Annotated in this window: 24 protein-coding genes; 10 read left to right on the forward strand and 14 right to left on the reverse strand. The window is 61.9% G+C overall.

Annotation, left to right across the window (positions count from 1 at the left end; all coding sequences use genetic code 11):
• Window positions 1–82: 82 nt before the first annotated feature.
• The 3 genes from rsmD to ACW9IB_RS14995 are packed head-to-tail and all read right to left on the reverse strand — an operon-like array spanning window position 83 to window position 3529.
• The gene (rsmD, locus tag ACW9IB_RS14985) at window positions 83–691 is read right to left on the reverse strand and encodes a 16S rRNA (guanine(966)-N(2))-methyltransferase RsmD (RefSeq protein WP_457414272.1); all 609 of its coding nucleotides are present in this window, start codon (window positions 689–691) and stop codon (window positions 83–85) included.
• The gene (locus ACW9IB_RS14990; RefSeq protein ID WP_457414273.1) at window positions 691–2181 is read right to left on the reverse strand and encodes a M16 family metallopeptidase; all 1491 of its coding nucleotides are present in this window, start codon (window positions 2179–2181) and stop codon (window positions 691–693) included. Before ACW9IB_RS14990 ends, rsmD begins: the two co-directional genes overlap by 1 nt.
• Window positions 2174–3529, reverse strand: coding sequence for a M16 family metallopeptidase (locus ACW9IB_RS14995; protein ID WP_457414275.1), 1356 nt, complete (start codon window positions 3527–3529; stop codon window positions 2174–2176). Before ACW9IB_RS14995 ends, ACW9IB_RS14990 begins: the two co-directional genes overlap by 8 nt.
• A gap of 232 nt (window positions 3530–3761) precedes the next feature.
• Between ACW9IB_RS14995 and ftsY the strand changes: the two genes are divergently transcribed.
• The 4 genes from ftsY to rpoH all read left to right on the forward strand — a co-directional run bounded on the left by ftsY (window position 3762) and on the right by rpoH (window position 7797).
• Window positions 3762–5123, forward strand: coding sequence for a signal recognition particle-docking protein FtsY (ftsY, locus tag ACW9IB_RS15000; RefSeq protein ID WP_457414277.1), 1362 nt, complete (start codon window positions 3762–3764; stop codon window positions 5121–5123).
• A complete protein-coding gene (ftsE, locus tag ACW9IB_RS15005) occupies window positions 5120–5791 on the forward strand; it encodes a cell division ATP-binding protein FtsE (protein ID WP_003234627.1) in 672 nt (223 codons plus the stop codon). The genes ftsY and ftsE overlap by 4 nt, the downstream gene beginning before the upstream one ends.
• The gene (gene ftsX / locus ACW9IB_RS15010; protein ID WP_457368023.1) at window positions 5788–6813 is read left to right on the forward strand and encodes a permease-like cell division protein FtsX; all 1026 of its coding nucleotides are present in this window, start codon (window positions 5788–5790) and stop codon (window positions 6811–6813) included. The genes ftsE and ftsX overlap by 4 nt, the downstream gene beginning before the upstream one ends.
• 129 nt (window positions 6814–6942) lie before the next feature.
• Complete coding sequence (gene rpoH / locus ACW9IB_RS15015; protein ID WP_003176698.1) at window positions 6943–7797, forward strand: RNA polymerase sigma factor RpoH; 855 nt, start codon at window positions 6943–6945, stop codon at window positions 7795–7797.
• Window positions 7798–7978: 181 nt separating this feature from the next.
• Here rpoH and mtgA read toward each other — a convergent pair whose 3' ends face one another.
• Window positions 7979–8701: a monofunctional biosynthetic peptidoglycan transglycosylase gene (mtgA, locus tag ACW9IB_RS15020; protein WP_457414278.1), complete on the reverse strand. Its 723-nt coding sequence runs from the start codon at window positions 8699–8701 to the stop codon at window positions 7979–7981.
• Window positions 8702–8775: 74 nt separating this feature from the next.
• Between mtgA and ACW9IB_RS15025 the strand changes: the two genes are divergently transcribed.
• The 4 genes from ACW9IB_RS15025 (at window position 8776) to trmB (ending at window position 11006) form a co-directional block, all read left to right on the forward strand.
• Entirely contained in the window at window positions 8776–9156 is a 381-nt protein-coding gene (locus ACW9IB_RS15025; protein ID WP_033897049.1) for a DUF423 domain-containing protein, read from the forward strand.
• A gap of 71 nt (window positions 9157–9227) precedes the next feature.
• Window positions 9228–9428: a sulfur carrier protein ThiS gene (gene thiS / locus ACW9IB_RS15030; RefSeq protein ID WP_457368026.1), complete on the forward strand. Its 201-nt coding sequence runs from the start codon at window positions 9228–9230 to the stop codon at window positions 9426–9428.
• Between the two features lie 48 nt (window positions 9429–9476).
• Window positions 9477–10271 (forward strand): thiazole synthase, encoded by a 795-nt coding sequence (locus tag ACW9IB_RS15035; protein ID WP_457414279.1) that lies wholly within the window; start codon window positions 9477–9479, stop codon window positions 10269–10271.
• Between the two features lie 9 nt (window positions 10272–10280).
• On the forward strand, window positions 10281–11006 hold the full coding sequence (gene trmB / locus ACW9IB_RS15040) for a tRNA (guanosine(46)-N7)-methyltransferase TrmB (protein ID WP_457368028.1): 726 nt from the start codon (window positions 10281–10283) through the stop codon (window positions 11004–11006).
• A 215-nt stretch (window positions 11007–11221) separates the two neighbouring features.
• Here trmB and ACW9IB_RS15045 read toward each other — a convergent pair whose 3' ends face one another.
• From ACW9IB_RS15045 to ACW9IB_RS15085, 9 genes are all read right to left on the reverse strand, one after another.
• Window positions 11222–11545 (reverse strand): DUF3392 domain-containing protein, encoded by a 324-nt coding sequence (locus ACW9IB_RS15045; protein ID WP_016972961.1) that lies wholly within the window; start codon window positions 11543–11545, stop codon window positions 11222–11224.
• 18 nt (window positions 11546–11563) lie between these two features.
• A complete protein-coding gene (gene hemW, locus ACW9IB_RS15050; protein ID WP_457414281.1) occupies window positions 11564–12766 on the reverse strand; it encodes a radical SAM family heme chaperone HemW in 1203 nt (400 codons plus the stop codon).
• Window positions 12763–13356, reverse strand: coding sequence for an RdgB/HAM1 family non-canonical purine NTP pyrophosphatase (gene rdgB, locus ACW9IB_RS15055; RefSeq protein WP_457368030.1), 594 nt, complete (start codon window positions 13354–13356; stop codon window positions 12763–12765). Before rdgB ends, hemW begins: the two co-directional genes overlap by 4 nt.
• The gene (locus ACW9IB_RS15060) at window positions 13353–13790 is read right to left on the reverse strand and encodes a DUF4426 domain-containing protein (protein ID WP_457368031.1); all 438 of its coding nucleotides are present in this window, start codon (window positions 13788–13790) and stop codon (window positions 13353–13355) included. The genes rdgB and ACW9IB_RS15060 overlap by 4 nt, the downstream gene beginning before the upstream one ends.
• A gap of 21 nt (window positions 13791–13811) precedes the next feature.
• Complete coding sequence (gene metW, locus ACW9IB_RS15065; RefSeq protein ID WP_457368032.1) at window positions 13812–14432, reverse strand: methionine biosynthesis protein MetW; 621 nt, start codon at window positions 14430–14432, stop codon at window positions 13812–13814.
• 7 nt (window positions 14433–14439) lie between these two features.
• On the reverse strand, window positions 14440–15579 hold the full coding sequence (gene metX / locus ACW9IB_RS15070) for a homoserine O-succinyltransferase MetX (RefSeq protein ID WP_457414282.1): 1140 nt from the start codon (window positions 15577–15579) through the stop codon (window positions 14440–14442).
• A 232-nt stretch (window positions 15580–15811) separates the two neighbouring features.
• The gene (locus ACW9IB_RS15075; RefSeq protein WP_457368034.1) at window positions 15812–16399 is read right to left on the reverse strand and encodes a YggT family protein; all 588 of its coding nucleotides are present in this window, start codon (window positions 16397–16399) and stop codon (window positions 15812–15814) included.
• 39 nt (window positions 16400–16438) lie between these two features.
• Window positions 16439–17257, reverse strand: coding sequence for a pyrroline-5-carboxylate reductase (proC, locus tag ACW9IB_RS15080; RefSeq protein WP_457368035.1), 819 nt, complete (start codon window positions 17255–17257; stop codon window positions 16439–16441).
• 33 nt (window positions 17258–17290) lie between these two features.
• Window positions 17291–17977: a YggS family pyridoxal phosphate-dependent enzyme gene (locus tag ACW9IB_RS15085; protein WP_457368036.1), complete on the reverse strand. Its 687-nt coding sequence runs from the start codon at window positions 17975–17977 to the stop codon at window positions 17291–17293.
• A gap of 57 nt (window positions 17978–18034) precedes the next feature.
• Between ACW9IB_RS15085 and ACW9IB_RS15090 the strand changes: the two genes are divergently transcribed.
• Window positions 18035–19069, forward strand: coding sequence for a type IV pilus twitching motility protein PilT (locus ACW9IB_RS15090; RefSeq protein WP_457414284.1), 1035 nt, complete (start codon window positions 18035–18037; stop codon window positions 19067–19069).
• A gap of 146 nt (window positions 19070–19215) precedes the next feature.
• Here ACW9IB_RS15090 and ACW9IB_RS15095 read toward each other — a convergent pair whose 3' ends face one another.
• Window positions 19216–19854 carry a C40 family peptidase gene (locus tag ACW9IB_RS15095; RefSeq protein WP_457368038.1) on the reverse strand — a complete coding sequence of 213 codons (639 nt, stop codon included), beginning with the start codon at window positions 19852–19854 and terminating at the stop codon, window positions 19216–19218.
• 250 nt (window positions 19855–20104) lie between these two features.
• Here ACW9IB_RS15095 and ACW9IB_RS15100 point away from each other — a divergent pair, with 250 nt between their 5' ends.
• A complete protein-coding gene (locus ACW9IB_RS15100) occupies window positions 20105–20533 on the forward strand; it encodes an NINE protein (RefSeq protein WP_457414285.1) in 429 nt (142 codons plus the stop codon).
• Window positions 20534–20566: the final 33 nt, after the last annotated feature.

Consider the following 20566-nt stretch of genomic DNA (forward strand, 5'->3'; position numbering starts at 1 on the left):
CCCGGTTAGAAATGTAAACGATGTCTCCGGTTTGTACCGGGACAAGCCCGCTCACTACAAAGACCGGTTCACTACAACGGCGTCATATGGCGCTGCGTTGCCACAGTGCGTAATGCACCTGCCCTGATTTTTGCTCGCGGTGCAGGCGCCAGGTGGCCGGCAGGCCGAGGGTGGACGGCGCTGTCTCGCTTTCAGTGTAGATCCACGCGTCCGGTGCCAGCCATTGGCGTTCTTCCAGCAGTGTGCACACGTTCGGCAGCAGGTTCTGGTTGAACGGCGGGTCGAGGAAGACGACGTCGAACGCGCTGGCAGGTTGGGTTTCCAGGTAGCGCAGAGCATCGGCGGTCTGCACCTGGCCGTTGGTGCAGCGCAGGGTGCCCAAGTGTTCCTTGAGGCTGGACACCGCCACATTGCTGGCATCCAGCGCCTGGCCCAGGGCAGCGCCACGGGACAAGGCTTCGAGAAACAACGCGCCGCTGCCGGCGAACGGGTCCAGGACCTTGGCGCCCTCGATGTAGGGCGCGAGCCAGTTGAACAGGGTTTCACGCACGCGGTCCGGCGTCGGTCGCAGGCCCGCGACGTCGGGGAAGCTCAGCTTGCGGCTGCGCCATTCGCCGCCAATGATGCGCAGCTGGCCCACCCCGTTATGCACGTTGTGGACAGGTTTTTTCGGGTGGGATGAACGGGCCATCAATGCTCCGGAACCCCGAGCGGCTGCTCGGCGGGTTTATCAGTGGGGGGCGGCAGTGGCTTTTGCGCAGTCGTCGGGCCGGCGGTCACGATGACCATCTTGTCGGCGCTCAGGTGTCTGTTCAGCGCGGCCTTGACCTGCTCCACGGTCAGGGCCTGGGATTGTTTCATGAAATCTTCCAGATAGTTCAGCGGCAAGTTGTAGAAACCCATCGCGCCCAACTGTCCGACGATATCGGCGTTGCTGGCGGTCGACAGCGGGAAGCTGCCGGCCAGCTCGCGCTTGGCGTCATCCAGTTCCTTCTGCGTCGGGCCGTTCTTGAGGTATTCGGCCAGCACGTCTTCCACCAGGCGCAGGGTGCCGCCGCTCATTTCGGCGCGGGTCTGCAGGTTGATCATGAACGGGCCGCGCACCTGCATCGGCGAAAAGCCCGAGTAGACGCCGTAGGTCAGGCCACGCTTTTCACGCACCTCGCTCATCAGGCGTGTACCGAAACCACCGCCGCCGAGGATCTGGTTGCCCATGGAGAGGGCTGCGTAATCCGGGTCGGCGCGGTCGATGCCCAGTTGGGCGAACAACAGGTGCGTCTGCTTGGAGGGAAACTCGATATGGCCAAGGCCGGCCCGGGGTTCGGTCGGCTGGGCGATCCGGGCCAGGGCCGGGCCCTTGGGCAGCGATGCGGAAACCTTGGCCGTCATGGCTTCGGCTTCGGCGCGGGTCAGGTCGCCGACCACTGCAATCACTGCGTTGCCTGCCGCGTAAGCCTTGGCGTGGAAGGCCTGCAACTGCGCCAGGGTGATCGCCGGAACGCTCTGCGGCGTGCCCTCGCTCGGGTGGGCGTAAGGGTGGTCGCCATACAGGCGCTTGAACAGCTCGAGGCTCGCCAGTTTGCCGGGGTTCTGCTTCTGGTATTCAAAGCCGGCCAGCAGCTGGTTCTTGATGCGCGCCAGGGAGTCGGCAGGAAAGGTCGGCTGGCCGATCACCTGATCGAACAGCGTCAGCGCCGCTTCGCGCTTGTCGCTGTCGCTCAGGCTGCGTAGCGACACCAGCGCCATGTCGCGGTAGGCGCCATTGCCAAAGTCGGCGCCCAGGCCTTCGAAACCGGCGGCGATCTGGCTCACGTCCTTGCCCGGCACGCCTTCGTTGAGCATGGCGTTGGTCAACAGCGCCAGGCCCGGGACGTCACCGTCCTGGCTGCTGCCGGCGGCGAACAGGATGCGCATGTCGAACATCGGCAGCTCATGGGCTTCGACGAACAGCACCCTGGCGCCCTCGGCGGTGGTCCAGGTCTGTACATCGAGCTTGCGATTGGTCGGCGCCTTGCCGTCCAGCTCGGCCAGGGATTGCAGTTTGTCGGCCGATTGAGCCTTGTCCAGCGCCTGGCTGGCGACGGAGTCACTCGGGCGCAGCAAATACACGGCACTCGCCGCGGCCAGGGTGACGGCAATCAGGCCGGGCAGGATCAGGCGGCTGCTTTTGCGATCACTCATGAGCGGTCTCCTCAGGCAGGACATGGGCGACGCTGAGGCGTTCGCGGGTGAAATAGGTGCGTGCGGCTTGCTGGATATCCTGCGGGGTCACGCTTTGCAGGTCGGCCAGTTCGGTGTCCATCAGCTTCCAGGACAGACCGACGGTTTCCAGCGAGCCGATGGCCGTGGCCTGGCTGGTGATCGAGTCGCGCTGGTAGACCAGGCCTGCGATGACCTGGGCGCGGATGCGCTCCAGCTCTTCAGGGGTTGGCGGTGTGGTCTTCAGGTCTTCCAGCAAGCGCCACAGGCCGGCTTCGGCTTGGGCGACGGTCTTTTTCTTTTGCTGGTTCGGCGTGGCCGTGAGGGTGAACAGGCTGTCACCCCGGGTGTAGGCGTCGTAGCTGGTGGACGCGGCAGATACCAACTCTTCGCCACGCTCCAGTTGTTCCGAGATGCGCGCGCTGTAGCCGCCATCCAGCAAGGCCGAAATCAGGCGCAGGGCCTGGACCGAACGCTTGTCGGCGGCGGTGGCCAGGCCCGGCACGTTGAAGCCCAGGATCACGCTCGGCAATTGGGTCTGTACATGCATCGTCAGCAGGCGTTCGCCCGGCTCGGCCAGCTCCATCGGCACCTTGGCCGGCGGCACGTCGCGCTTGGGAATCGCGCCGAAGTAGCGCTGGGCGAGAGTTTTCACCTCGTCCGGGGTCACATCGCCGACCACCACCAGGGTGGCATTGTTCGGCACGTACCAGGACTGGTACCAGTGGCGCAGTTCCTCGACTTTCATGCGCTCGAGGTCAGCCATCCAGCCGATGGTCGGCGTGTGGTAGCCGCTGGCGGGGTAGGCCATGGCCTTGAAGCGCTCATAGGCCTTGGACATCGGGTTGTCGTCGGTGCGCAGGCGACGCTCTTCCTTGATCACCTCGATCTCGCGGCTGAACTCGTCGGCCGGCAGGCGCAGGCTGGCCATGCGGTCGGCTTCCAGTTCAAAGGCCACGCCCAGGCGGTCGCGGGCCAGTACCTGGTAGTAGGCGGTGTAGTCGTCGCTGGTGAAGGCGTTTTCTTCGGCGCCCAGGTCACGCAGGATCAGCGAGGCTTCGCCAGGGCCGACCTTGGCGCTGCCTTTGAACATCATATGTTCCAGGGCGTGGGACAAACCGGTCTGGCCCGGGGTTTCGTAGCTCGAACCGACCTTGTACCAGACCTGGGAAACCACCACCGGCGCGCGATGGTCTTCGCGCACCACCACCTTGAGTCCGTTATCCAGGGTGAATTCATGGGTGGGTTGTGGATCGGCAGCCAGGGCTGAAAGGGGCAGACAAACTGTGCTGAGCAGCAGGCCTGCGGCGCGGCGGGCTAGAGCATTCATTCGTTTTTAAACCTGTTGGGCTGCCCGCTTGGTCTTAGCGTCGGCGGGCGAGGAGGTGCTAGGATACTGATCCGACTGAGTGACAGCCACTGCGGCTGCCCTGTTAAGGCTCTATTTAGGCCTTACAAAATGTTGCGCATGAACGAGCTGGCTAAAAAACAGTCTGTTACGCATCGAATTTTATTTACCGGCGCGCCCCTTGGCGCGTCGCTACCTTGAGATAGCCGTCTCCATGTTTGGTTCCAACGACGACAAGAAGACCCCAGCCGCGGCTGGCGAGAAGAAAGGCCTGTTCGGATGGCTGCGCAAAAAGCCGCAGGAAACCGTCGACGAACAGCCCCAGGTTCAACCTGAGCTCCCTATCGAACACGCAGCAGAGCCCATCGTAGAAGCCGAACCGGTGGTTGAAACCCCGGCTCCGGTGGTCTTGCCCATGGTCGAACCGGTGTTGCAGCCCGTCGTCGAGGTTGCCCCTGAGCCGGAACCTGAGCACAAGCCGTGGCCGGAGCTGCCGGTGGCCGAAGAGCCCGTGGCATTGGTTGAAGACGTGCAGGCCGAGCATGTGCCGCCGCCTATTCCGGCGCGGGTCGAGCCGGTCGCCGTGCCGGCGGTCATCGCGCCTGAACCGGTTGCCGTGGCTGCTCCAGCGCCTGCCGAAACCGCCAAGACCGGCTTCTTCGCCCGTCTCAAGCAAGGCCTGAGCAAGACCAGCGCCAGCATCGGCGAGGGCATGGCCAGCCTGTTCCTGGGCAAGAAGGTCATTGATGACGAACTGCTGGAAGACATCGAGACCCGTCTGCTCACCGCCGACGTGGGCGTCGAAGCCACCGCCGTGATCATCCAGAGCCTGACCCAGAAGGTCGCTCGCAAGCAGCTCACCGACGCAGACGCGTTGTACAAATCCCTGCAGGCCGAGTTGGCCGCCATGCTCAAGCCGGTGGAGGCGCCGCTGGTCGTCACCCCGAACAAGCCGTTCGTGATCCTGGTGGTGGGCGTCAACGGCGCGGGCAAGACCACGACTATCGGCAAACTGGCCAAGAAACTGCAGTCCGAAGGCAAGAAAGTCATGCTGGCCGCCGGCGATACGTTCCGTGCCGCCGCCGTGGAACAGCTGCAAGTCTGGGGCGAGCGCAACAAGATCCCGGTCATCGCCCAGCACACCGGCGCCGATTCCGCTTCGGTGATCTTCGACGCCGTGCAGGCCGCCAAGGCGCGCAACATCGATGTGCTGATCGCCGATACCGCCGGTCGACTGCACACCAAAGACAATTTGATGGAAGAGCTGAAGAAAGTGCGCCGTGTGATCGGCAAGCTGGACGCAGACGCACCGCACGAGGTGTTGTTGGTGCTGGATGCTGGCACGGGTCAGAACGCCATCAGTCAGGCCAAACAATTCAACCAGACCGTCCAGCTGACCGGTCTGGCATTGACTAAGCTCGACGGCACGGCCAAGGGCGGCGTGATTTTCGCCCTGGCCAAACAGTTCGGGTTGCCGATTCGTTACATCGGTGTCGGTGAAGGCATCGACGACCTGCGCACTTTTGAAGCCGAACCCTTTGTACAGGCACTGTTTGCCGAGCGGGAGCGTTCATGATTCGATTCGAACAGGTCGGTAAACGCTATGCCAACGGGCATGTGGGCTTGCATGAGCTGAGCTTTCGGGTGCGTCGTGGCGAGTTCCTGTTTGTCACCGGCCACTCCGGCGCCGGCAAAAGTACCTTGTTGCGCCTGTTGCTGGCCATGGAGCGCCCGACCACCGGCAAGCTGCTGCTGGCGGGCCAGGACCTGGCGACCATCAGCAATGCGCAGATTCCGTTCCTGCGCCGCCAGATCGGCGTGGTGTTCCAGAACCATCAGTTGCTGTTCGACCGTACCGTGTTCAACAACGTAGCCCTGCCGTTGCAGATCCTCGGGTTGTCCAAGGCCGAAATCGTCAAGCGCGTGGATTCGGCGCTGGAGCGCGTCGCGCTGTCGGACAAGACCGACCTGTACCCGGGCGACCTTTCCACCGGGCAGCAACAGCGCGTCGGTATCGCCCGCGCCATCGTCCATCGCCCGGCCTTGCTGCTGGCGGACGAACCCACCGGTAACCTCGACCCGCGTCTGGCCGCTGAAATCATGGGGGTGTTCGAGGACATCAACCGCCTGGGCACCAGCGTATTGATCGCCAGTCACGACCTGGCGCTGATCGCCCGCATGCGCCACCGCATGCTGACCCTGCAACGCGGCCGCCTGATCGGCGACGGGGAGGCAGGCGTATGAGTGCTACCCGCAGCCCTAAAGTCTCCGAGCGCGTGGCGCCGAAACCGGCCGACCCGCAACCGTCGAAGAAAAAACACGACCACGATGATGACGGCCCGGACTTCGGCACCCTGCTGCGCGCCTGGATCGAGAGCCATCGCGCCAGCCTGCTGGACAGCCTGCGGCGCCTGGGCAAGCAGCCGATCGGCAGCTTTTTCACCTGCCTGGTGATGGCCGTGGCCTTGAGCCTGCCGATGGGGTTGTCGCTGCTGCTCAATAATGTGGAGCGCCTGGGAGGCTCCTGGCAGCGTGCGGCGCAGATATCGCTGTACTTGAATATCGATGCCAGCGCCAAGGACGGCGAGTCCCTGCGCGACGACATCAAGAACTTGCCAGGCGTGGCGGATGCCGAGTACATCAGTCGCGACCAGGCCCTTGAGGAGTTCCAGCAACAGTCCGGCCTCGGTGAGGCGCTTAAAGAGCTGCCGCAGAACCCGTTGCCGGGGGTGGTGCTGGTCACGCCGAATGAAGTCGACAAGCCTGCGCTGGAAGCCTTGCGCCAGAAACTCGCGGAAATGCCCAAGGTGCAACAGGCCCAGTTGGACCTGGTGTGGGTCGAGCGCCTGGCGGCGATTCTCAAGCTGGGTGACCGCTTTGTATTCGGCCTGACAGTGCTGTTGGTTTCTGCATTACTTTTGGTGATAGGCAATACCATTCGTCTTCATATCGAAAACCGTCGCACCGAGATAGAAGTGATTAAACTGGTCGGCGGCACAGACAGCTATGTGCGTCGTCCCTTTCTTTATATGGGCGCGCTTTATGGCTTCGGTGCCGGGATTTTCTCCTGGGGCGTACTGGCATTTGGCCTTAACTGGCTGAATGACGCGGTAATCGGGCTGGCCGGCTTGTACGGCAGCGATTTTGCCCTGGCCGGCGTGCCGGTAGCCGATGGTCTGAGTCTCTTGCTTGGCGCGGTGCTGTTGGGGTATATCGGTGCTTGGATTGCGGTCGCACGGCATTTACGCGAGCTGGCGCCCAAGTAGTTAATGTCAGATTAATGTGGTTTCGTTTGTATTGACCGTATCGGCTGTATAGGGAACTTGTCCTACGGTTCCCGGTCAATTTTCGCAGTGCTTCACTGCACGAGTTATGTGAGTCGGAGGTTTTTTCGTATGACCACTTCTTTGCAACCTGCTTATGCGCTGGTTCCGGGTGCGAACCTGGAAGCCTATGTGCACACGGTCAACAGCATTCCATTGCTGACGCCCGAGCAGGAGCGTGAACTGGCCGAGAGTCTCTACTATGAGCAGGATTTGGGGGCGGCTCGGCAGATGGTGCTCGCCCACCTGCGTTTTGTCGTACATATCGCCCGTAGCTACAGCGGCTACGGCCTGGCCCAGGCTGACCTGATCCAGGAAGGCAACGTCGGCTTGATGAAGGCCGTGAAGCGCTTCAACCCGGAAATGGGTGTGCGCCTGGTGTCGTTCGCCGTGCACTGGATCAAGGCGGAAATCCACGAATTCATCCTGCGCAACTGGCGCATCGTGAAAGTGGCGACCACCAAGGCCCAGCGCAAGCTGTTCTTCAACCTGCGCAGCCAGAAGAAACGTCTGGCGTGGCTGAACAACGAGGAAGTCCACCGTGTGGCCGAAAGCCTCGGCGTGGAGCCCCGTGAAGTTCGCGAGATGGAAAGTCGCCTGACCGGTCATGACATGGCCTTCGACCCGGCCGCTGAAGCGGACGACGACAGCGCCTTCCAGTCGCCGGCCAATTACCTGGAAGACCACCGGTACGATCCGGCGCGTCAACTGGAGGATGCGGACTGGAGCGACAACTCCAACCACAACCTGCACGAAGCGCTGGAAGTGCTGGACGACCGCAGCCGTGACATCCTCTACCAGCGTTGGCTGGCAGAAGAAAAAGCCACGCTGCACGACCTGGCGCAGAAGTACAACGTGTCGGCCGAGCGGATTCGTCAGCTTGAGAAGAGCGCGATGAATAAGCTGAAGTTGTCGATTGCTGCCTAAACTGCTGCGATAAGACAAAAAAATGCCCCATTCGAAAGAGTGGGGCATTTTTGTTTATCTTCGGAGTCAATGCGGCCTCTGTGGGAACTGGCTTGCCTGCGATGGGGCCCTGTCAGCCAACTGATGGGCAAGCTGATGGACCGCTATCGCAGGCAAGCCAGCTCCCGCAGGGGAGGGTGCGTCAGTCGGCCCAAGGCGCTTTGCGCGAATTGTTCAACTCCACCAGATACCCATCCCCACCCAACTGACTCATCTGCTGGCGAATCCACGCCGCTCTACGCGAGACATAGGCGGTGGGATGGCTGGCACTCCACACCCGAGGGTTCGGCAACACCGCCGCCAGATAACTGGCCTGCTGCCGCGAAAGCGCCTTGGCACTCACCCCAAAGTGATGCCGTGCCGCCGCTTCTGCGCCAAACACCCCTTCGTCCCATTCCACGCTGTTGAGGTACACCTCAAGAATTCGCTGTTTGGGCCACAAGACCTCGATCAACCCGGTGAACCAAGCTTCCAGCCCTTTACGCAGATAACTGCGCCCGGCCCACAGGAACAGGTTCTTCGACACCTGCTGGCTTAACGTGCTGGCGCCGCGAATCGAGCCGCCGCGCTCGTTGTGCAGGATCGCCGCCTGGATCGCGCCGAAGTCAAAACCCCAATGTTGCGGGAAGCGCTGGTCCTCGCCGGCCATCACCGCCACCTTGAGCTCATCGGAGATTTCATCCCACGGCACCCAGGTACGTTGCAGGTCGATGGGCTCGCCGTCGATCCAGGATTCCACTTTGCGCTCCACCATCAGCGCGGTAAACGGCGGCGGAACCACGCGCAACAGCAGCACCAGCAACACGCTGCCGATGGCAAACCATTTCACGACCTTGAGAAAACGCTTGAAGAGGAGACGCAGCATAGAGATGGCTTGGCCGAACCCGTTGAGCGGGCCATTATACAGACCCGGCCCCTTGCGTCTGACTGGAGTTCCTCATGTTGCGTGGCTTTCTGATGTTGGCTGCCTTTTTCGGCTTTACCGGTGTCGCCCTTGGCGCCTTCGCCGCCCACGGCCTGAAAAACCGCCTGAGCGCCGAGTACCTGGCGATCTTCCACACCGGCGTCACTTATCAACTGGTGCACACCCTGGCACTGTTCGGCGTCGCGTTGCTGGCGGCGCATATTCCTGGCCGATTGGTCAGCTGGGCAGGCATCTCGTTTACCGTCGGCATTCTATTGTTCTCCGGCAGCCTGTATGTGCTGACCCTGACCGGGATCAGCAAACTCGGGATCATCACGCCGTTTGGCGGGCTGGCGTTCCTGCTTGGATGGTTCTTCCTGGGCCTCGCAGCCTGGCGCTTGCAGCTGACCGCTTGACGCTTGGAGCTGACCTTCAGGTCCCAATCGCGCTAGAATGCGGGCCCCTAAAAACGATGGCGGCCCGCGGCATGCGCATTCAGTTGAACGGCGAATCCCTTGAACTGCCCGACGGTGAAACCGTTGCGGCCCTGCTGACCCGTCTGGACCTGACCGGACGCCGTGTCGCAGTGGAACTCAACCTGGATATCGTCCCGCGTAGCCAGCACGCCGAGACCACGCTCACCGACGGTGATCAGGTCGAGGTGGTCCACGCCATCGGCGGCGGCTAGTCGCCCACCCGGATTCTGCAGAACCTCACTCCAACTCGAGGATTTCCCATGAGCATCGTTCGTAGCGACAAGCCCTTCGTCCTGGCCGGTCGTACCTACCAGTCCCGCTTGCTGGTCGGCACCGGCAAGTACCGCGACATGGAAGAAACCCGCCAGGCTATCGAGGCCTCGGGCGCCGAGATCGTTACCTTCGCGGTGCGCCGCACCAACCTCGGCCAGATCGAAGGCGAGCCGAACCTGCTCGACGTGCTGTCGCCGGACCGCTACACCTTCCTGCCGAACACCGCCGGTTGCTACGACGCCATCGAGGCCGTGCGCACCTGCCGCCTGGCCCGTGAGCTGCTCGATGGCCACAACCTGGTGAAGCTGGAAGTACTGGCCGACCAGAAAACCCTGTTCCCCAACGTGATCGAAACCCTCAAGGCCGCCGAAATCCTGGTCAAGGAAGGCTTCGACGTGATGGTCTACACCAGCGATGACCCGATCATCGCGCGCCAACTGGCCGAAATCGGCTGCATCGCGGTGATGCCGCTGGCCGGTCTGATCGGTTCCGGTCTGGGCATCTGCAACCCGTACAACCTGCAGATCATCCTCGAAGAAGCGAAGATCCCGGTGCTGGTGGATGCAGGTGTGGGCACGGCTTCCGATGCCACTATCTCCATGGAGCTGGGCTGTGATGCCGTGCTGATGAACTCGGCCATCGCCCATGCCCAGCAACCGGTCATGATGGCCGAAGCCATGAAACACGCCATCGTTGCGGGCCGCTTGGCCTACCTCGCCGGGCGCATGCCGAAAAAACTCTACGCCAGCGCCTCTTCGCCGCTGGATGGTCTGATCAAGTAAGAGCCATTGATGACTGAATCAAACGAAACGCCGAACCCCCTGGAAGCAGGCGACGAGTCCAAGCACCGCCGTATCAAGAGTTTTGTGATGCGCGCCGGTCGCATGACCGAGGGCCAGCAAAAGGGCCTGGAACAAGGTGCGCCGCTGTTCGTGCTGCCCCTGGCCGACACGCCGGTGGACTACGACCAGGTGTTTGGCCGCTCGGCCCCGCGCTCCCTGGAAATCGGCTTTGGCATGGGGCACTCCTTGCTGGAAATGGCCGCCGCTGCGCCGGAGCAGGATTTCATTGGCGTTGAGGTGCACCGTCCAGGTGTCGGCGCGCTGCTCAATGGCGTGCTGACCCAGAACCTGACCAACCTGCGGGTTTACGACTGCGATGCGATCGAAGTGCTCAACCGCTGCATCGCCGACAACAGCCTCGACCGCCTGATGCTGTTCTTCCCCGACCCTTGGCACAAAGCCCGTCACCACAAGCGCCGCATCGTCCAGGCGTCTTTCGCGGAACTGGTGCGCAGCAAGTTGAAAGTCGGCGGTATCCTGCACATGGCTACCGACTGGGAGCCTTACGCGGAATACATGCTGGAAGTGATGAACGTCGCCCCTGGCTACCGCAACCTTGCCGAAGACGGTAAGTGCGTGCCGCGCCCTGCCGAACGGCCGATCACCAAGTTCGAACGTCGCGGCGAGCGGTTGGGGCATGGGGTGTGGGATTTGAAGTTCGAAAAAATTGACTGACAGGCTATCGGCCTGGAATGCGGTCAAAAAATGTGCTGCTTTTGTGGTGAGCGGGCTTGTCCCGCGCTGGGTGGCGAAGCCGCCCCGAGCCCGCCACCTCGGTTTATCTGATACTGCGCGGTGGTCTTATTGGGGCCGCTGCGCAGCCCAGCGCGGGACAAGCCCGCTCACCACAGCAAGCCAGCTCCCACAGTTGTGTTGTGTAGGGCCTTAAGTCAGCGGCGGTCTGCTACTACGCCAATCAGTACCAATACCACCACCAACACCGGCGCCAAACTGTAGTTATTGAACTGGCTCAAACCGCGCACAATCCACGGCGTGGCGTAGATCAGCGCCGCACCGCTGCCGATCATGCACACCAGCGCCATCAATGGCACACGCAGTGCGCCGGCGATGCTGCCCAGGCGCGCTTCCACCCAGCCCTTGATGTCGGCGCCGAACAGCACCAGCAGACAGCCGACAAGGGCCAGGGAGATTTCCGACAGGTTGCTGCGACTCCAGCGAGAGACGGTGGCGAGCAGGTCGAGTACCAAATCCATTCGATTTCCTTAAGAGCGTCAGCTCAAAAAATTCTGCAACAGATCATTGAGAAAGAGTTGCCCGCGGTCGGTCGCCGCCAGGCGTGACGGTTCGACCTGCATCAAGCCACTTTGTTCGGCGTCGCGACGACCTTCGTCCAGGCTCGCCAGGTCCAGCCCGGTGCGCTCGGTGTACAGCTGGGCATCGACGCCCTCGGTGAGCCGCAAGGCGTTCATCAGGAACTCGAATGGCAGCTCTTCGTTGGTCAGTTCTTTCGCTCCAGCCTGAAAGCTCTTGGCCGGGTTGAGGTAGTCCTTCGGCGCTCGCGTCTTCCAGGTGCGCACGATGCGCCCGTCGGGGTGGCTGAGCTTGCCATGGGCGCCGGCACCGATGCCGATGAAGTCGCCAAAGCTCCAGTAATTCAGGTTATGCCGTGCCGGGCGGCCCGGTTGGGCGTAGGCCGACACTTCATACTGCGCGTAACCGTGTTCGGCGAGCAGCGCCTGCCCGGCTTCCTGGATGTCCCATAGGGTGTCGTCTTCCGGCAGCGCAGGGGGCTGGTTCCAGAACACGGTGTTGGGCTCCAGGGTCAGCTGGTACCAGGACAGGTGCGTCGGTTTGAGCGCAATCGCCTGGCGCAGGTCGCTCAATGCATCGTCCAGGGACTGATCCGGCAGGCCATGCATCAGGTCCAGGTTGAAGTTGTCGAACCCGGCCTGGCGCGCCATGCCGGCAGCGCGCACCGCTTCGTCGCCGTTGTGGATGCGGCCCAGGGCCTGGAGTTTTTCCTGCTGGAAACTCTGGATGCCGATAGACAGGCGATTGACGCCCAGCTTGCGATAAGCCACGAACTTTTCTTGCTCGAACGTCCCGGGGTTGGCTTCCAGGGTGATCTCGATATCACCGGCAAACGGGATGCGCGCTTCCACGCCCGCGAGCAGGCGGCCCAGCGCAGCAGCGCTGAACAGGCTCGGCGTACCGCCGCCAAAGAAGATCGAACTCAGCTCACGACCGTAAACCGCGTGCAGGTCCTGATCGAGGTCGGCGAGCAGCGCGTCCACATACTCCTCTTCCGGCAGCACCTGGCTGGCGGTGTGGGAGTTGAAGTCGCAGTAAGGGCATTTGCGCACGCACCACGGAATGTGGATATACAGCGCCAGAGGCGGCAGCACAGGCAGGGCCGCCCGGGGTGTTTGCGCGCCACCGTGGATCAGTGGCTGCGCAGAGGTGTTCTGGGTCATTTCAAGCCCAGACGCTGGCGCAGCAAAACCATGGCGCGAGCGCGGTGGCTGATCTGGTTCTTGTCCGCCGGGCTCAGTTCGGCGCTGGAGACATTGCGCTCCGGCACCCAGAACAGCGGATCGTAGCCAAACCCGTGCTCGCCACTGGCGGCATGCAGGATGCGCCCATGCCACAAGCCTTCGCAGAGGATCGGCAGCGGGTCGTCGGCATGACGCACCAGAGCCAGCACGCAGACGAACTGCGCGCCGCGCTCGGCGTCCGGCACGTCCTTGAGGGCGTCGAGCAGCTTGGCGTTGTTGGCGGCGTCGCCCTGGCCGTTGGCATAACGTGCGGAGTAGATGCCCGGGGCGCCGCCGAGGAAATCCACCGCCAGGCCCGAGTCGTCCGCCAGCGCCGGCAAGCCGGAAATGCGCGCGGCATTACGTGCCTTGAGGATGGCGTTTTCGACGAACGACAGGCCGGTTTCTTCCGGTTCCACCTGGCTGAATTCGCCAATGGAGCGCAGTTGCACGGACTCGCCGAGCATGGCTTGCAGTTCTTTGAGCTTGCCGGCGTTATGGCTGGCCAGTACGAGTTGGGTCAGGTTCATTTGTCGGCCGGGAAAAGTTCTTGGACGAAACTGAAACCGTGGGCCTTGCCACCGGTTTCAACGTTGATGGTGAACGTCTTGAACTCCTGCTGCGGCACGGAGTAGGGCGCGAGGTAGTTGGTCACGCCTTTTTCGGTGATCTGCTTGAACGTCAGCACTTCACTTTTGCCCAGCGAGTCCTTGATGGTGCCGGTCACCTGCGCCACCACGGGCGTGACGCCCTTGTACACGGAGACGTTGATCAGGCCCTTGTTCTTGCTGCGCACCACGCCCACGGCCTGGGCGGTTTCCGGTTGCAGGTAACTGGAGGTGAATGTGTTGTAGCGCACGGTGATATCGCCGAATTCCTTGGTGCGGTTAGGGTCGATAACGTCGGCGGCCATGGCGTGGGCGCCAAGCAGGGCGGTGAATAGAAAAGCAGCCAAACGACTCATGAGCGTCCCTCTTGAAGATGATTAGACGGCAATCTTGTGGTCGGTCAGGCCAGGACTGCTGACCCGGTAAATACCGATTTCGCCCAACAGGTTGGGCCATAGCTTACTCGCCCAGCCGTGACGATGCTGCTGGTCGACGGCCAGGCGGTTGATGACCTTGGCTTCACGTTCGCCGCACAGGGCTTCGAAGTCTTCGAAGGTGCAGAAGTGGATGTTCGGCGTGTTGTACCAGGTGTACGGCAGGAAATCCGACACCGGCATGCGGCCCTTGGTGGCCAGGTACCAGCGGCAGCGCCAGTGGCCGAAGTTGGGGAAGGTGATGATGCACTGACGGCCCACGCGCAGCATTTCGTCGAGGATCCGGTCCGGGTAGTGCACCGCTTGCAGGGCCTGGGTCATCACCACGACATCGAAGCTGTTGCTGGCAAAGTTGCCCAGGCCCTTGTCCAGGTCCTGCTCGATCACGTTGATGCCCTTGGCCACGCACTGGGCGATGTTGTCCGCGTCGTTTTCCAGGCCGTAACCGGTGACTTGCTTGTTGTCGCGCAGCCAGCTCAGCAGTTCGCCATCGCCACAGCCAAGGTCAAGTACACGGCTACCGGCGGGGATCCAGTCTTGGATGATTTCCAGGTCGGCTCTCATGGCGTTCTCACACAGTAATCCGGTTCATGTAGTTACCGAACGCCTGCAAGTAGCGCGGGATCGGAATCAGGAAGGCGTCATGGCCTTGTGGGGCATCGATCTCCAGGTAGCAGACGTCTTTGCGCGCGGCCATCAGCGCGTCCACCAGCTCGCGGGAGCGCGCGGGCGAGAAGCGCCAGTCGGTGGTGAACGACATCACGCAGAACTTGGCAGTGGCGACCTCGAAGGTTTTCGCCAGGTCGTCGTCGTGGTTGGCGGCCGGGTCGAAGTAGTCCAAAGCCTTGGTCATCAGCAGGTAGGTATTGGCGTCGAAACGCCCCGAGAACTCCTCGCCCTGATAACGCAGGTAGCTTTCTACCTGGAATTCGACGCTGTGGAAGTCGTAGTTGAGCTTTTCGCTCTTGAGGCCACGGCCGAATTTTTCGCCCATGGAATCATCGGACAAATAGGTGATGTGCCCGACCATCCGCGCCAGCATCAGGCCGCGCTTGGGGATCACGCCCGCCTCCTGGAACGAACCGCCGTGGAACTCGGGGTCGGTGAGGATGGCCTGGCGCGCGACTTCGTTGAAGGCGATGTTCTGTGCCGACAACTTGGGTGCCGACGCGATTGCCAGGCAATGACGCACGCGGTCCGGGTAGGTGATGGTCCATTGCAGCGCCTGCATGCCGCCCAGGCTGCCGCCGATCACCGCCGCCCATTGGCTGACACCCAGCAGGTCGGCCAGGCGTGCCTGGCTGTGTACCCAGTCCTCCACGGTGAGTACCGGGAAGTCGGCGCCGAACGGCTTGCCGGTTTCCGGGTTGAGGCTGCTGGGGCCGGTGGAGCCGTTGCAGCCGCCGAGGTTGTTCAGGCTGACCACGAAGAACTTGTTGGTGTCGATGGGTTTGCCGGGGCCGATGCAGCTGTCCCACCAACCGGGCTTGCGCTCGTCGACGTTGTGGAAACCGGCGGCGTGATGATGGCCAGACAGCGCGTGGCAGATCAGCACGGCATTGCTCGCCGTGGCGTTCAGTTGGCCGTAGGTTTCATAAATCAGGTCATAGGCAGCCAGCGAACGTCCGCAAGCCAGGGCCAGGGGTTCGCTGAAGTGCGCCACTTGGGGCGCGACCAGTCCAACAGAATCGGGGGGGAAGGCAGCTGGCATCGACCCTGCTCTCGTTTAAATGAGGCGTAAGTCTAAAGAGCGGGGCCGCCAGCGGCAAGCAAAGGCCTGCACCAGTACACAGATACAAAATGTGGGAGCGGGCTGTGTGGGAGCTGGCTTGCCTGCGATACAGGCACCGCGATGTTTCAGTTGCACCGCGGTGATGCTATCGCAGCGGTGCGGCGATCCGACAAGCCAGCTCCCACACCAGCCAGTTCCCACAGGAGGCGTGTCAGATCAGCCCGAACAGTTCCTTGGGCATGAACGCGTAGTAGGCCAGGCGCGGAATCACCCAGCTTTGCAGCAGCTGGATCGCGATGAACGCGAAGATCGGCGAGATATCCAGGCCACCCAGGTTGGGGATCAGGCGGCGGAACGGTGCCAGCACCGGCTCGGTAATCTGATACACCAGCTCGGCGCCAGGGCTGCGGCTGCCCGGGGCGACCCACGACAGGATCACGCTGATGATCATCGACCAGAAAATGATCTTCAGAAACAGCGAGAAGATCCCGATCAGTCCCCACGGCAACAGCAGCACGGTGTTGGCCTGGTAGCCATTGAGCAGCAGGATCACCGCAAACAGCAGGATCTGCAGCAGCAGCGCCAGCACCAGCGAGGACATGTCCAGGCCGAACAGGCTCGGGATCACCCGGCGCAGTGGCTTGAGCAGCGGCTGGGTGGCCTTGACCACGAACTGGCACAGCGGGTTATAGAAGTTTGCCCGCACCAGTTGCAGGATAAAACGCATCAGCACGATCAGCAGGTACAGGCTGCCGAGGGTCTGGATGATAAAGACGGCAGCGTCATTGATTCCGAGCATCTTTGGTTCCTATCTAATCCAGTTGCAGGTAGAGGGCGATTACCGGCCCAGTTGCTCGGCCATTTCCGCCGAACGATGTGCCGCAGCACCCAATGCTTTTTCCACCAGGGCTTCGAAGCCCCCGGCCTGGAACGATTCGATCGCCGCTTGCGTGGTGCCACCCGGCGAGGTGACGCGGCGGCGCAGTTCGGCGGCATCCACGTCGCTGGACACGGCCATGTGCGCAGCGCCCAGGGCGGTCTGCTCGGCCAGTTGCTTGGCCACGTCCTGCGTGAGGCCGAGTTTCACGCCCGCAGCGGTCATGGCCTCGATCAGCAGGAAGAAATACGCCGGGCCGCTGCCGGACACCGCCGTGACCGCGTCCAGTTGCGACTCCTGCTCCAGCCACAGGGCGATGCCCACGGCGGACAGCAGTTCCTGTGCCTGGTCACGTTGGGCGGCGCTGACTTCGCCGGTGGCGTACAGGCCGCTCACACCCTTGCGCAGCAGCGACGGGGTGTTGGGCATACAGCGCACGATCGGCTGGGCGCCGAGCCAGTTGTTCATGCTGGCGCAGGTGATACCCGCGGCGATCGACACCACCAACTGGTGGGGCTGCAGGCTCGGGCGCAGGCTTTCACACACGGCTTTCATCGCTTGCGGCTTGACCGCCAGCACGATCACATCGACGCCCTGGATGGCCTCGGCGTTGTCGGCAAAGGTTTCGATACCGTGTTCGGCGCTGACCCGGGCACGGGTGTCGGCGCCCGGATCGCTGGCGCGAATCTGCGCGGCGTCCAGGCCCTTGGCCCGCAGGCCGCCGATCAGACTGGCCGCCATGTTACCGGCGCCGATAAAGGCAATACGCGTGTTGCTCATGACAGGTCCTTACTCAGAGGGAAGTCAGCCATTTCAAGGCTGGCCGTAGTCGCGGGCGCCAAACAGGGCGGTACCGATCCGCACCCAGGTGGCGCCTTGGGCGATGGCCGACTCGAGGTCATGGCTCATGCCCATGGAAAGTGTGTCCAGCGGCAGGTTCAAACGGGTTTGCAGCTCACGCACCGTGGCGAACGCTGCATCTTGCGCGGCGCGATCTTCCGTCGGCTCGGGGATTGCCATCAGGCCACGCAGCTTCAGGCGCGGCAATGCGCTGATGGCGTGGGCCAGGGCCGGCAGGTCGGCGGGCGTACAGCCGGACTTGCTGGCTTCGCCACTGACGTTGACCTGGATGCAGATATTCAGCGGCGGCAGGTCGGCCGGGCGTTGCTCGGACAGGCGTTGTGCGATTTTGAGGCGGTCCACGGAATGCACCCAGGCGAAGTTCTCGGCGATAGCGCGCGTCTTGTTCGATTGAATGGGGCCGATGAAGTGCCAACTCAAGGGCAGGTCGGTCAATTCGGCCTGTTTGCCCAAGGCTTCCTGCAGGTAGTTCTCGCCGAAGTCGCGCATCCCGGCAGCGTGGGCTTCGCGCACGGCTTGTGCGGGTTTGGTCTTGCTCACGGCCAGCAGGTGGACGCTGCTTGCGTCACGTTGCACGGCATCGGCTGCGGCGCGGATGCGCTGGCTAACCCGGCCAATGTTGTCTGCTATCGTCGACATTCAAGATGCGCCCGTGGATATGGAGTCCGCGGCATTCTACTGGAAATGGAAAGCCCTATGGATATCACTGAATTGCTGACGGTGAGCGTACGCCGTGGCGCCTCCGACCTGCATTTGTCGGCAGGCCTGGCACCGATGCTGCGCGTGGATGGCGAAGTCTGGCCGCTGGACGGACCGGTGCTTTCACCGCCCCAAGTGGTGGATTTGCTCAGCCCTTTGTTGCTGACTCACCAGCAAAAGGATTTCGAAACATCTCTTGAAACGGATTTTGCGTTCGAACTGCCCGGCCTGGCGCGGTTCCGCGCCAATGTGTTCCAGCAGGATCGCGGCATGGGCGCGGTGTTTCGCACCATCCCCGCCGAGGTCCGCAGCCTGGAAAGCCTGGGGCTGGGGGAGGTGTTCCAGCGTATCGCCCAGTTGCCGCGCGGCCTGGTGCTGGTGACCGGGCCCACGGGGTCGGGCAAATCCACCACCCTGGCGGCGATGATCGATTTTCTCAATCAGCATCGGCGCCACCATATCCTGACCCTGGAAGACCCCATCGAATTTATCCACAGGCCCAAAAAGGCGCTGATCAACCAGCGCCAAGTGCACCGCGACACCCATGACTTTTCCACCGCCCTGCGCTCCGCTTTGCGGGAAGACCCGGATGTGATCCTGGTAGGCGAACTGCGCGATCTGGAAACCATCCGCCTGGCCCTCACAGCGGCAGAGACCGGGCACCTGGTCTTTGGCACGCTGCATACCTCGTCGGCAGCAAAGACAGTGGACCGGCTGGTGGATGTGTTCCCAGCGGGGGAAAAAGCGATGGTCCGCGCCATGCTGTCGGAGTCATTGCAAGCCGTGGTGTCCCAGGTGCTGGTCAAGAAAGTCGGCGGCGGGCGCGTAGCCGCCCATGAAATCATGCTGGGCACGCCGGCGATTCGGAACCTGATCCGCGAAGACAAGGTGGCGCAGATGGCCTCGGCGATCCAGACGGGCGGGGCGTTGGGGATGAAGACGCTGGATATGAGCTTGAAGGCTTTGGTTGCCCAGGGTGTGATCAGCCGGGAGGACGCGCGGGAGAAGGCGAGGGTGCCAGCAGATATCTAGAGAACACTGATATCAATGTGGGAGTTGGCTTGCCTGCGATAGCGGACTGCCAGGCAACTTCTGTGCAAGCTGACATACCGTCATCGCAGGCAAGCCAGCTCCCACAGTTGATTGCATTTCAAATGGGGAGGCTGCTGCTCTTTGTATCAGCGCTGCACGACCCGCAGATTGTTGTTCTGCTCTTTAGGCAGCACACGCTTGGCGATCACGTAGTTCTTGTCCCAGAACGGCTTCTTCAGCGTATCGATGCTGACGGCCTTGCCGCGACGGGGGGCGTGGATGAAACGGTCATTGCCCAGGTAGATGGCAACGTGGTTGACCTGGCGGCTCTTGAGTTTGAAGAACAACAGGTCGCCCGGTTTCAGGTCCTTGCGATCGACTTTCAACCCGTGGCCGGCCGCCATGGCGTTGGAGGTGCGAGGCAAATCCACTGCCTTGACGTCATTGAACGCATATTTCACCAGGCCGCTGCAGTCGAACCCTTTACTTGGGCTGCTGCCGCCCCAACGATAAGGGGTGCCGAGTACGTTGACGGCGCGGCTGAGGACGTTGCTGCTTTGCTTGGTATTGATGCCCGCGAGGCCTGGCGCTGAATTGCCGTGGGCCTTGCTCAGTTGAGTCGGGCGGTTAACGGTCAGCTTTACCGATTTGGCAGTGCTGGGTGTGCTGTGAACTTTAGGGGTGAAACCGTTAACGTTGGGAAGTCGTTGCTCACGATTGGTGGCGTGGGCGGCCAGTGGCATTAATAGGCAGATGGTTAGCCATGTCTTGAAAAATGGTCGCATTAGGCGTGGCTCTTATGGGTTAGCGCGCAACTTTATAACAGCTTTTTGTGATGTTCTCAGGCCGTTTGTCGACTGAACCTTGACGTCAAAATCAGGAAAAACGCGACGAATCACCGCAATTGTCCTACACAGGTCAGGTGGCATAAGGCTTTCAGGGCAGGGAAGATACCATTTGCCGTACGTCGGGCGCCTGTAAAAAAGTCACAAAGAAAGTGAAAAAATTTATCTATCGAGGCAAAAGAGGTACTCCATGAACACCTATCAACAGGTTGGCCCGCAACACGACACCCACAGCAAGGTGATCGGTTACTTGCTCTGGATTTTCGGTTTTACCGGCGCGCATCGCTTCTATTACGGCAAGCCCGTCACCGGCACGATCTGGTTTTTCACTCTCGGCCTGCTGGGGATTGGCTGGCTGATCGACTTGTTCCTGATCCCGGCCATGGACCGCGAGGCAGACTTGCGCTTTACCTCCGGGCCCCTCGAATACAGCGTGGCCTGGATTCTGTTGGCGTTTCTCGGTGTGTTCGGCGTGCACCGCATGTATCAGGGCAAATGGATCAGCGGCCTGATCTACTTGCTCACGGGCGGTTTGTTCCTGGTGGGGGTGCTGTATGACTTCTGGACGTTGAATACGCAGATTTCGGTGGGTAATGCCGAGCGCAACAGCGGTCGCTGAGTCTGCACACCATTAAATGTGGCGCCGGCTTGT

The sequence above is a fragment of the Pseudomonas sp. SDO524_S393 genome, assembly GCF_054071875.1.

Excerpts from the sequence above, each read along its gene's own strand:
- ACW9IB_RS15025 (WP_033897049.1), top strand. The coding sequence starts at position 8,776 with ATGTTGCGTGGCTTTCTGATGTTGGCTGCCTTTTTCGGCTTTACCGGT.
- hemW (WP_457414281.1), bottom strand. The coding sequence starts at position 12,766 with ATGACCCAGAACACCTCTGCGCAGCCACTGATCCACGGTGGCGCGCAA.
- metW (WP_457368032.1), bottom strand. The coding sequence starts at position 14,432 with ATGAGAGCCGACCTGGAAATCATCCAAGACTGGATCCCCGCCGGTAGC.
- trmB (WP_457368028.1), top strand. The coding sequence starts at position 10,281 with ATGACTGAATCAAACGAAACGCCGAACCCCCTGGAAGCAGGCGACGAG.
- ACW9IB_RS15045 (WP_016972961.1), bottom strand. The coding sequence starts at position 11,545 with ATGGATTTGGTACTCGACCTGCTCGCCACCGTCTCTCGCTGGAGTCGC.
- ACW9IB_RS15060 (WP_457368031.1), bottom strand. The coding sequence starts at position 13,790 with ATGAGTCGTTTGGCTGCTTTTCTATTCACCGCCCTGCTTGGCGCCCAC.
- ACW9IB_RS15090 (WP_457414284.1), top strand. The coding sequence starts at position 18,035 with ATGGATATCACTGAATTGCTGACGGTGAGCGTACGCCGTGGCGCCTCC.
- rsmD (WP_457414272.1), bottom strand. The coding sequence starts at position 691 with ATGGCCCGTTCATCCCACCCGAAAAAACCTGTCCACAACGTGCATAAC.
- proC (WP_457368035.1), bottom strand. The coding sequence starts at position 17,257 with ATGAGCAACACGCGTATTGCCTTTATCGGCGCCGGTAACATGGCGGCC.
- ftsY (WP_457414277.1), top strand. The coding sequence starts at position 3,762 with ATGTTTGGTTCCAACGACGACAAGAAGACCCCAGCCGCGGCTGGCGAG.
- mtgA (WP_457414278.1), bottom strand. The coding sequence starts at position 8,701 with ATGCTGCGTCTCCTCTTCAAGCGTTTTCTCAAGGTCGTGAAATGGTTT.
- rdgB (WP_457368030.1), bottom strand. The coding sequence starts at position 13,356 with ATGAACCTGACCCAACTCGTACTGGCCAGCCATAACGCCGGCAAGCTC.
- rpoH (WP_003176698.1), top strand. The coding sequence starts at position 6,943 with ATGACCACTTCTTTGCAACCTGCTTATGCGCTGGTTCCGGGTGCGAAC.
- ftsX (WP_457368023.1), top strand. The coding sequence starts at position 5,788 with ATGAGTGCTACCCGCAGCCCTAAAGTCTCCGAGCGCGTGGCGCCGAAA.
- ACW9IB_RS15095 (WP_457368038.1), bottom strand. The coding sequence starts at position 19,854 with ATGCGACCATTTTTCAAGACATGGCTAACCATCTGCCTATTAATGCCA.
- ftsE (WP_003234627.1), top strand. The coding sequence starts at position 5,120 with ATGATTCGATTCGAACAGGTCGGTAAACGCTATGCCAACGGGCATGTG.
- ACW9IB_RS15035 (WP_457414279.1), top strand. The coding sequence starts at position 9,477 with ATGAGCATCGTTCGTAGCGACAAGCCCTTCGTCCTGGCCGGTCGTACC.
- ACW9IB_RS15075 (WP_457368034.1), bottom strand. The coding sequence starts at position 16,399 with ATGCTCGGAATCAATGACGCTGCCGTCTTTATCATCCAGACCCTCGGC.
- thiS (WP_457368026.1), top strand. The coding sequence starts at position 9,228 with ATGCGCATTCAGTTGAACGGCGAATCCCTTGAACTGCCCGACGGTGAA.
- ACW9IB_RS15085 (WP_457368036.1), bottom strand. The coding sequence starts at position 17,977 with ATGTCGACGATAGCAGACAACATTGGCCGGGTTAGCCAGCGCATCCGC.
- ACW9IB_RS14990 (WP_457414273.1), bottom strand. The coding sequence starts at position 2,181 with ATGAGTGATCGCAAAAGCAGCCGCCTGATCCTGCCCGGCCTGATTGCC.
- ACW9IB_RS15100 (WP_457414285.1), top strand. The coding sequence starts at position 20,105 with ATGAACACCTATCAACAGGTTGGCCCGCAACACGACACCCACAGCAAG.
- metX (WP_457414282.1), bottom strand. The coding sequence starts at position 15,579 with ATGCCAGCTGCCTTCCCCCCCGATTCTGTTGGACTGGTCGCGCCCCAA.
- ACW9IB_RS14995 (WP_457414275.1), bottom strand. The coding sequence starts at position 3,529 with ATGAATGCTCTAGCCCGCCGCGCCGCAGGCCTGCTGCTCAGCACAGTT.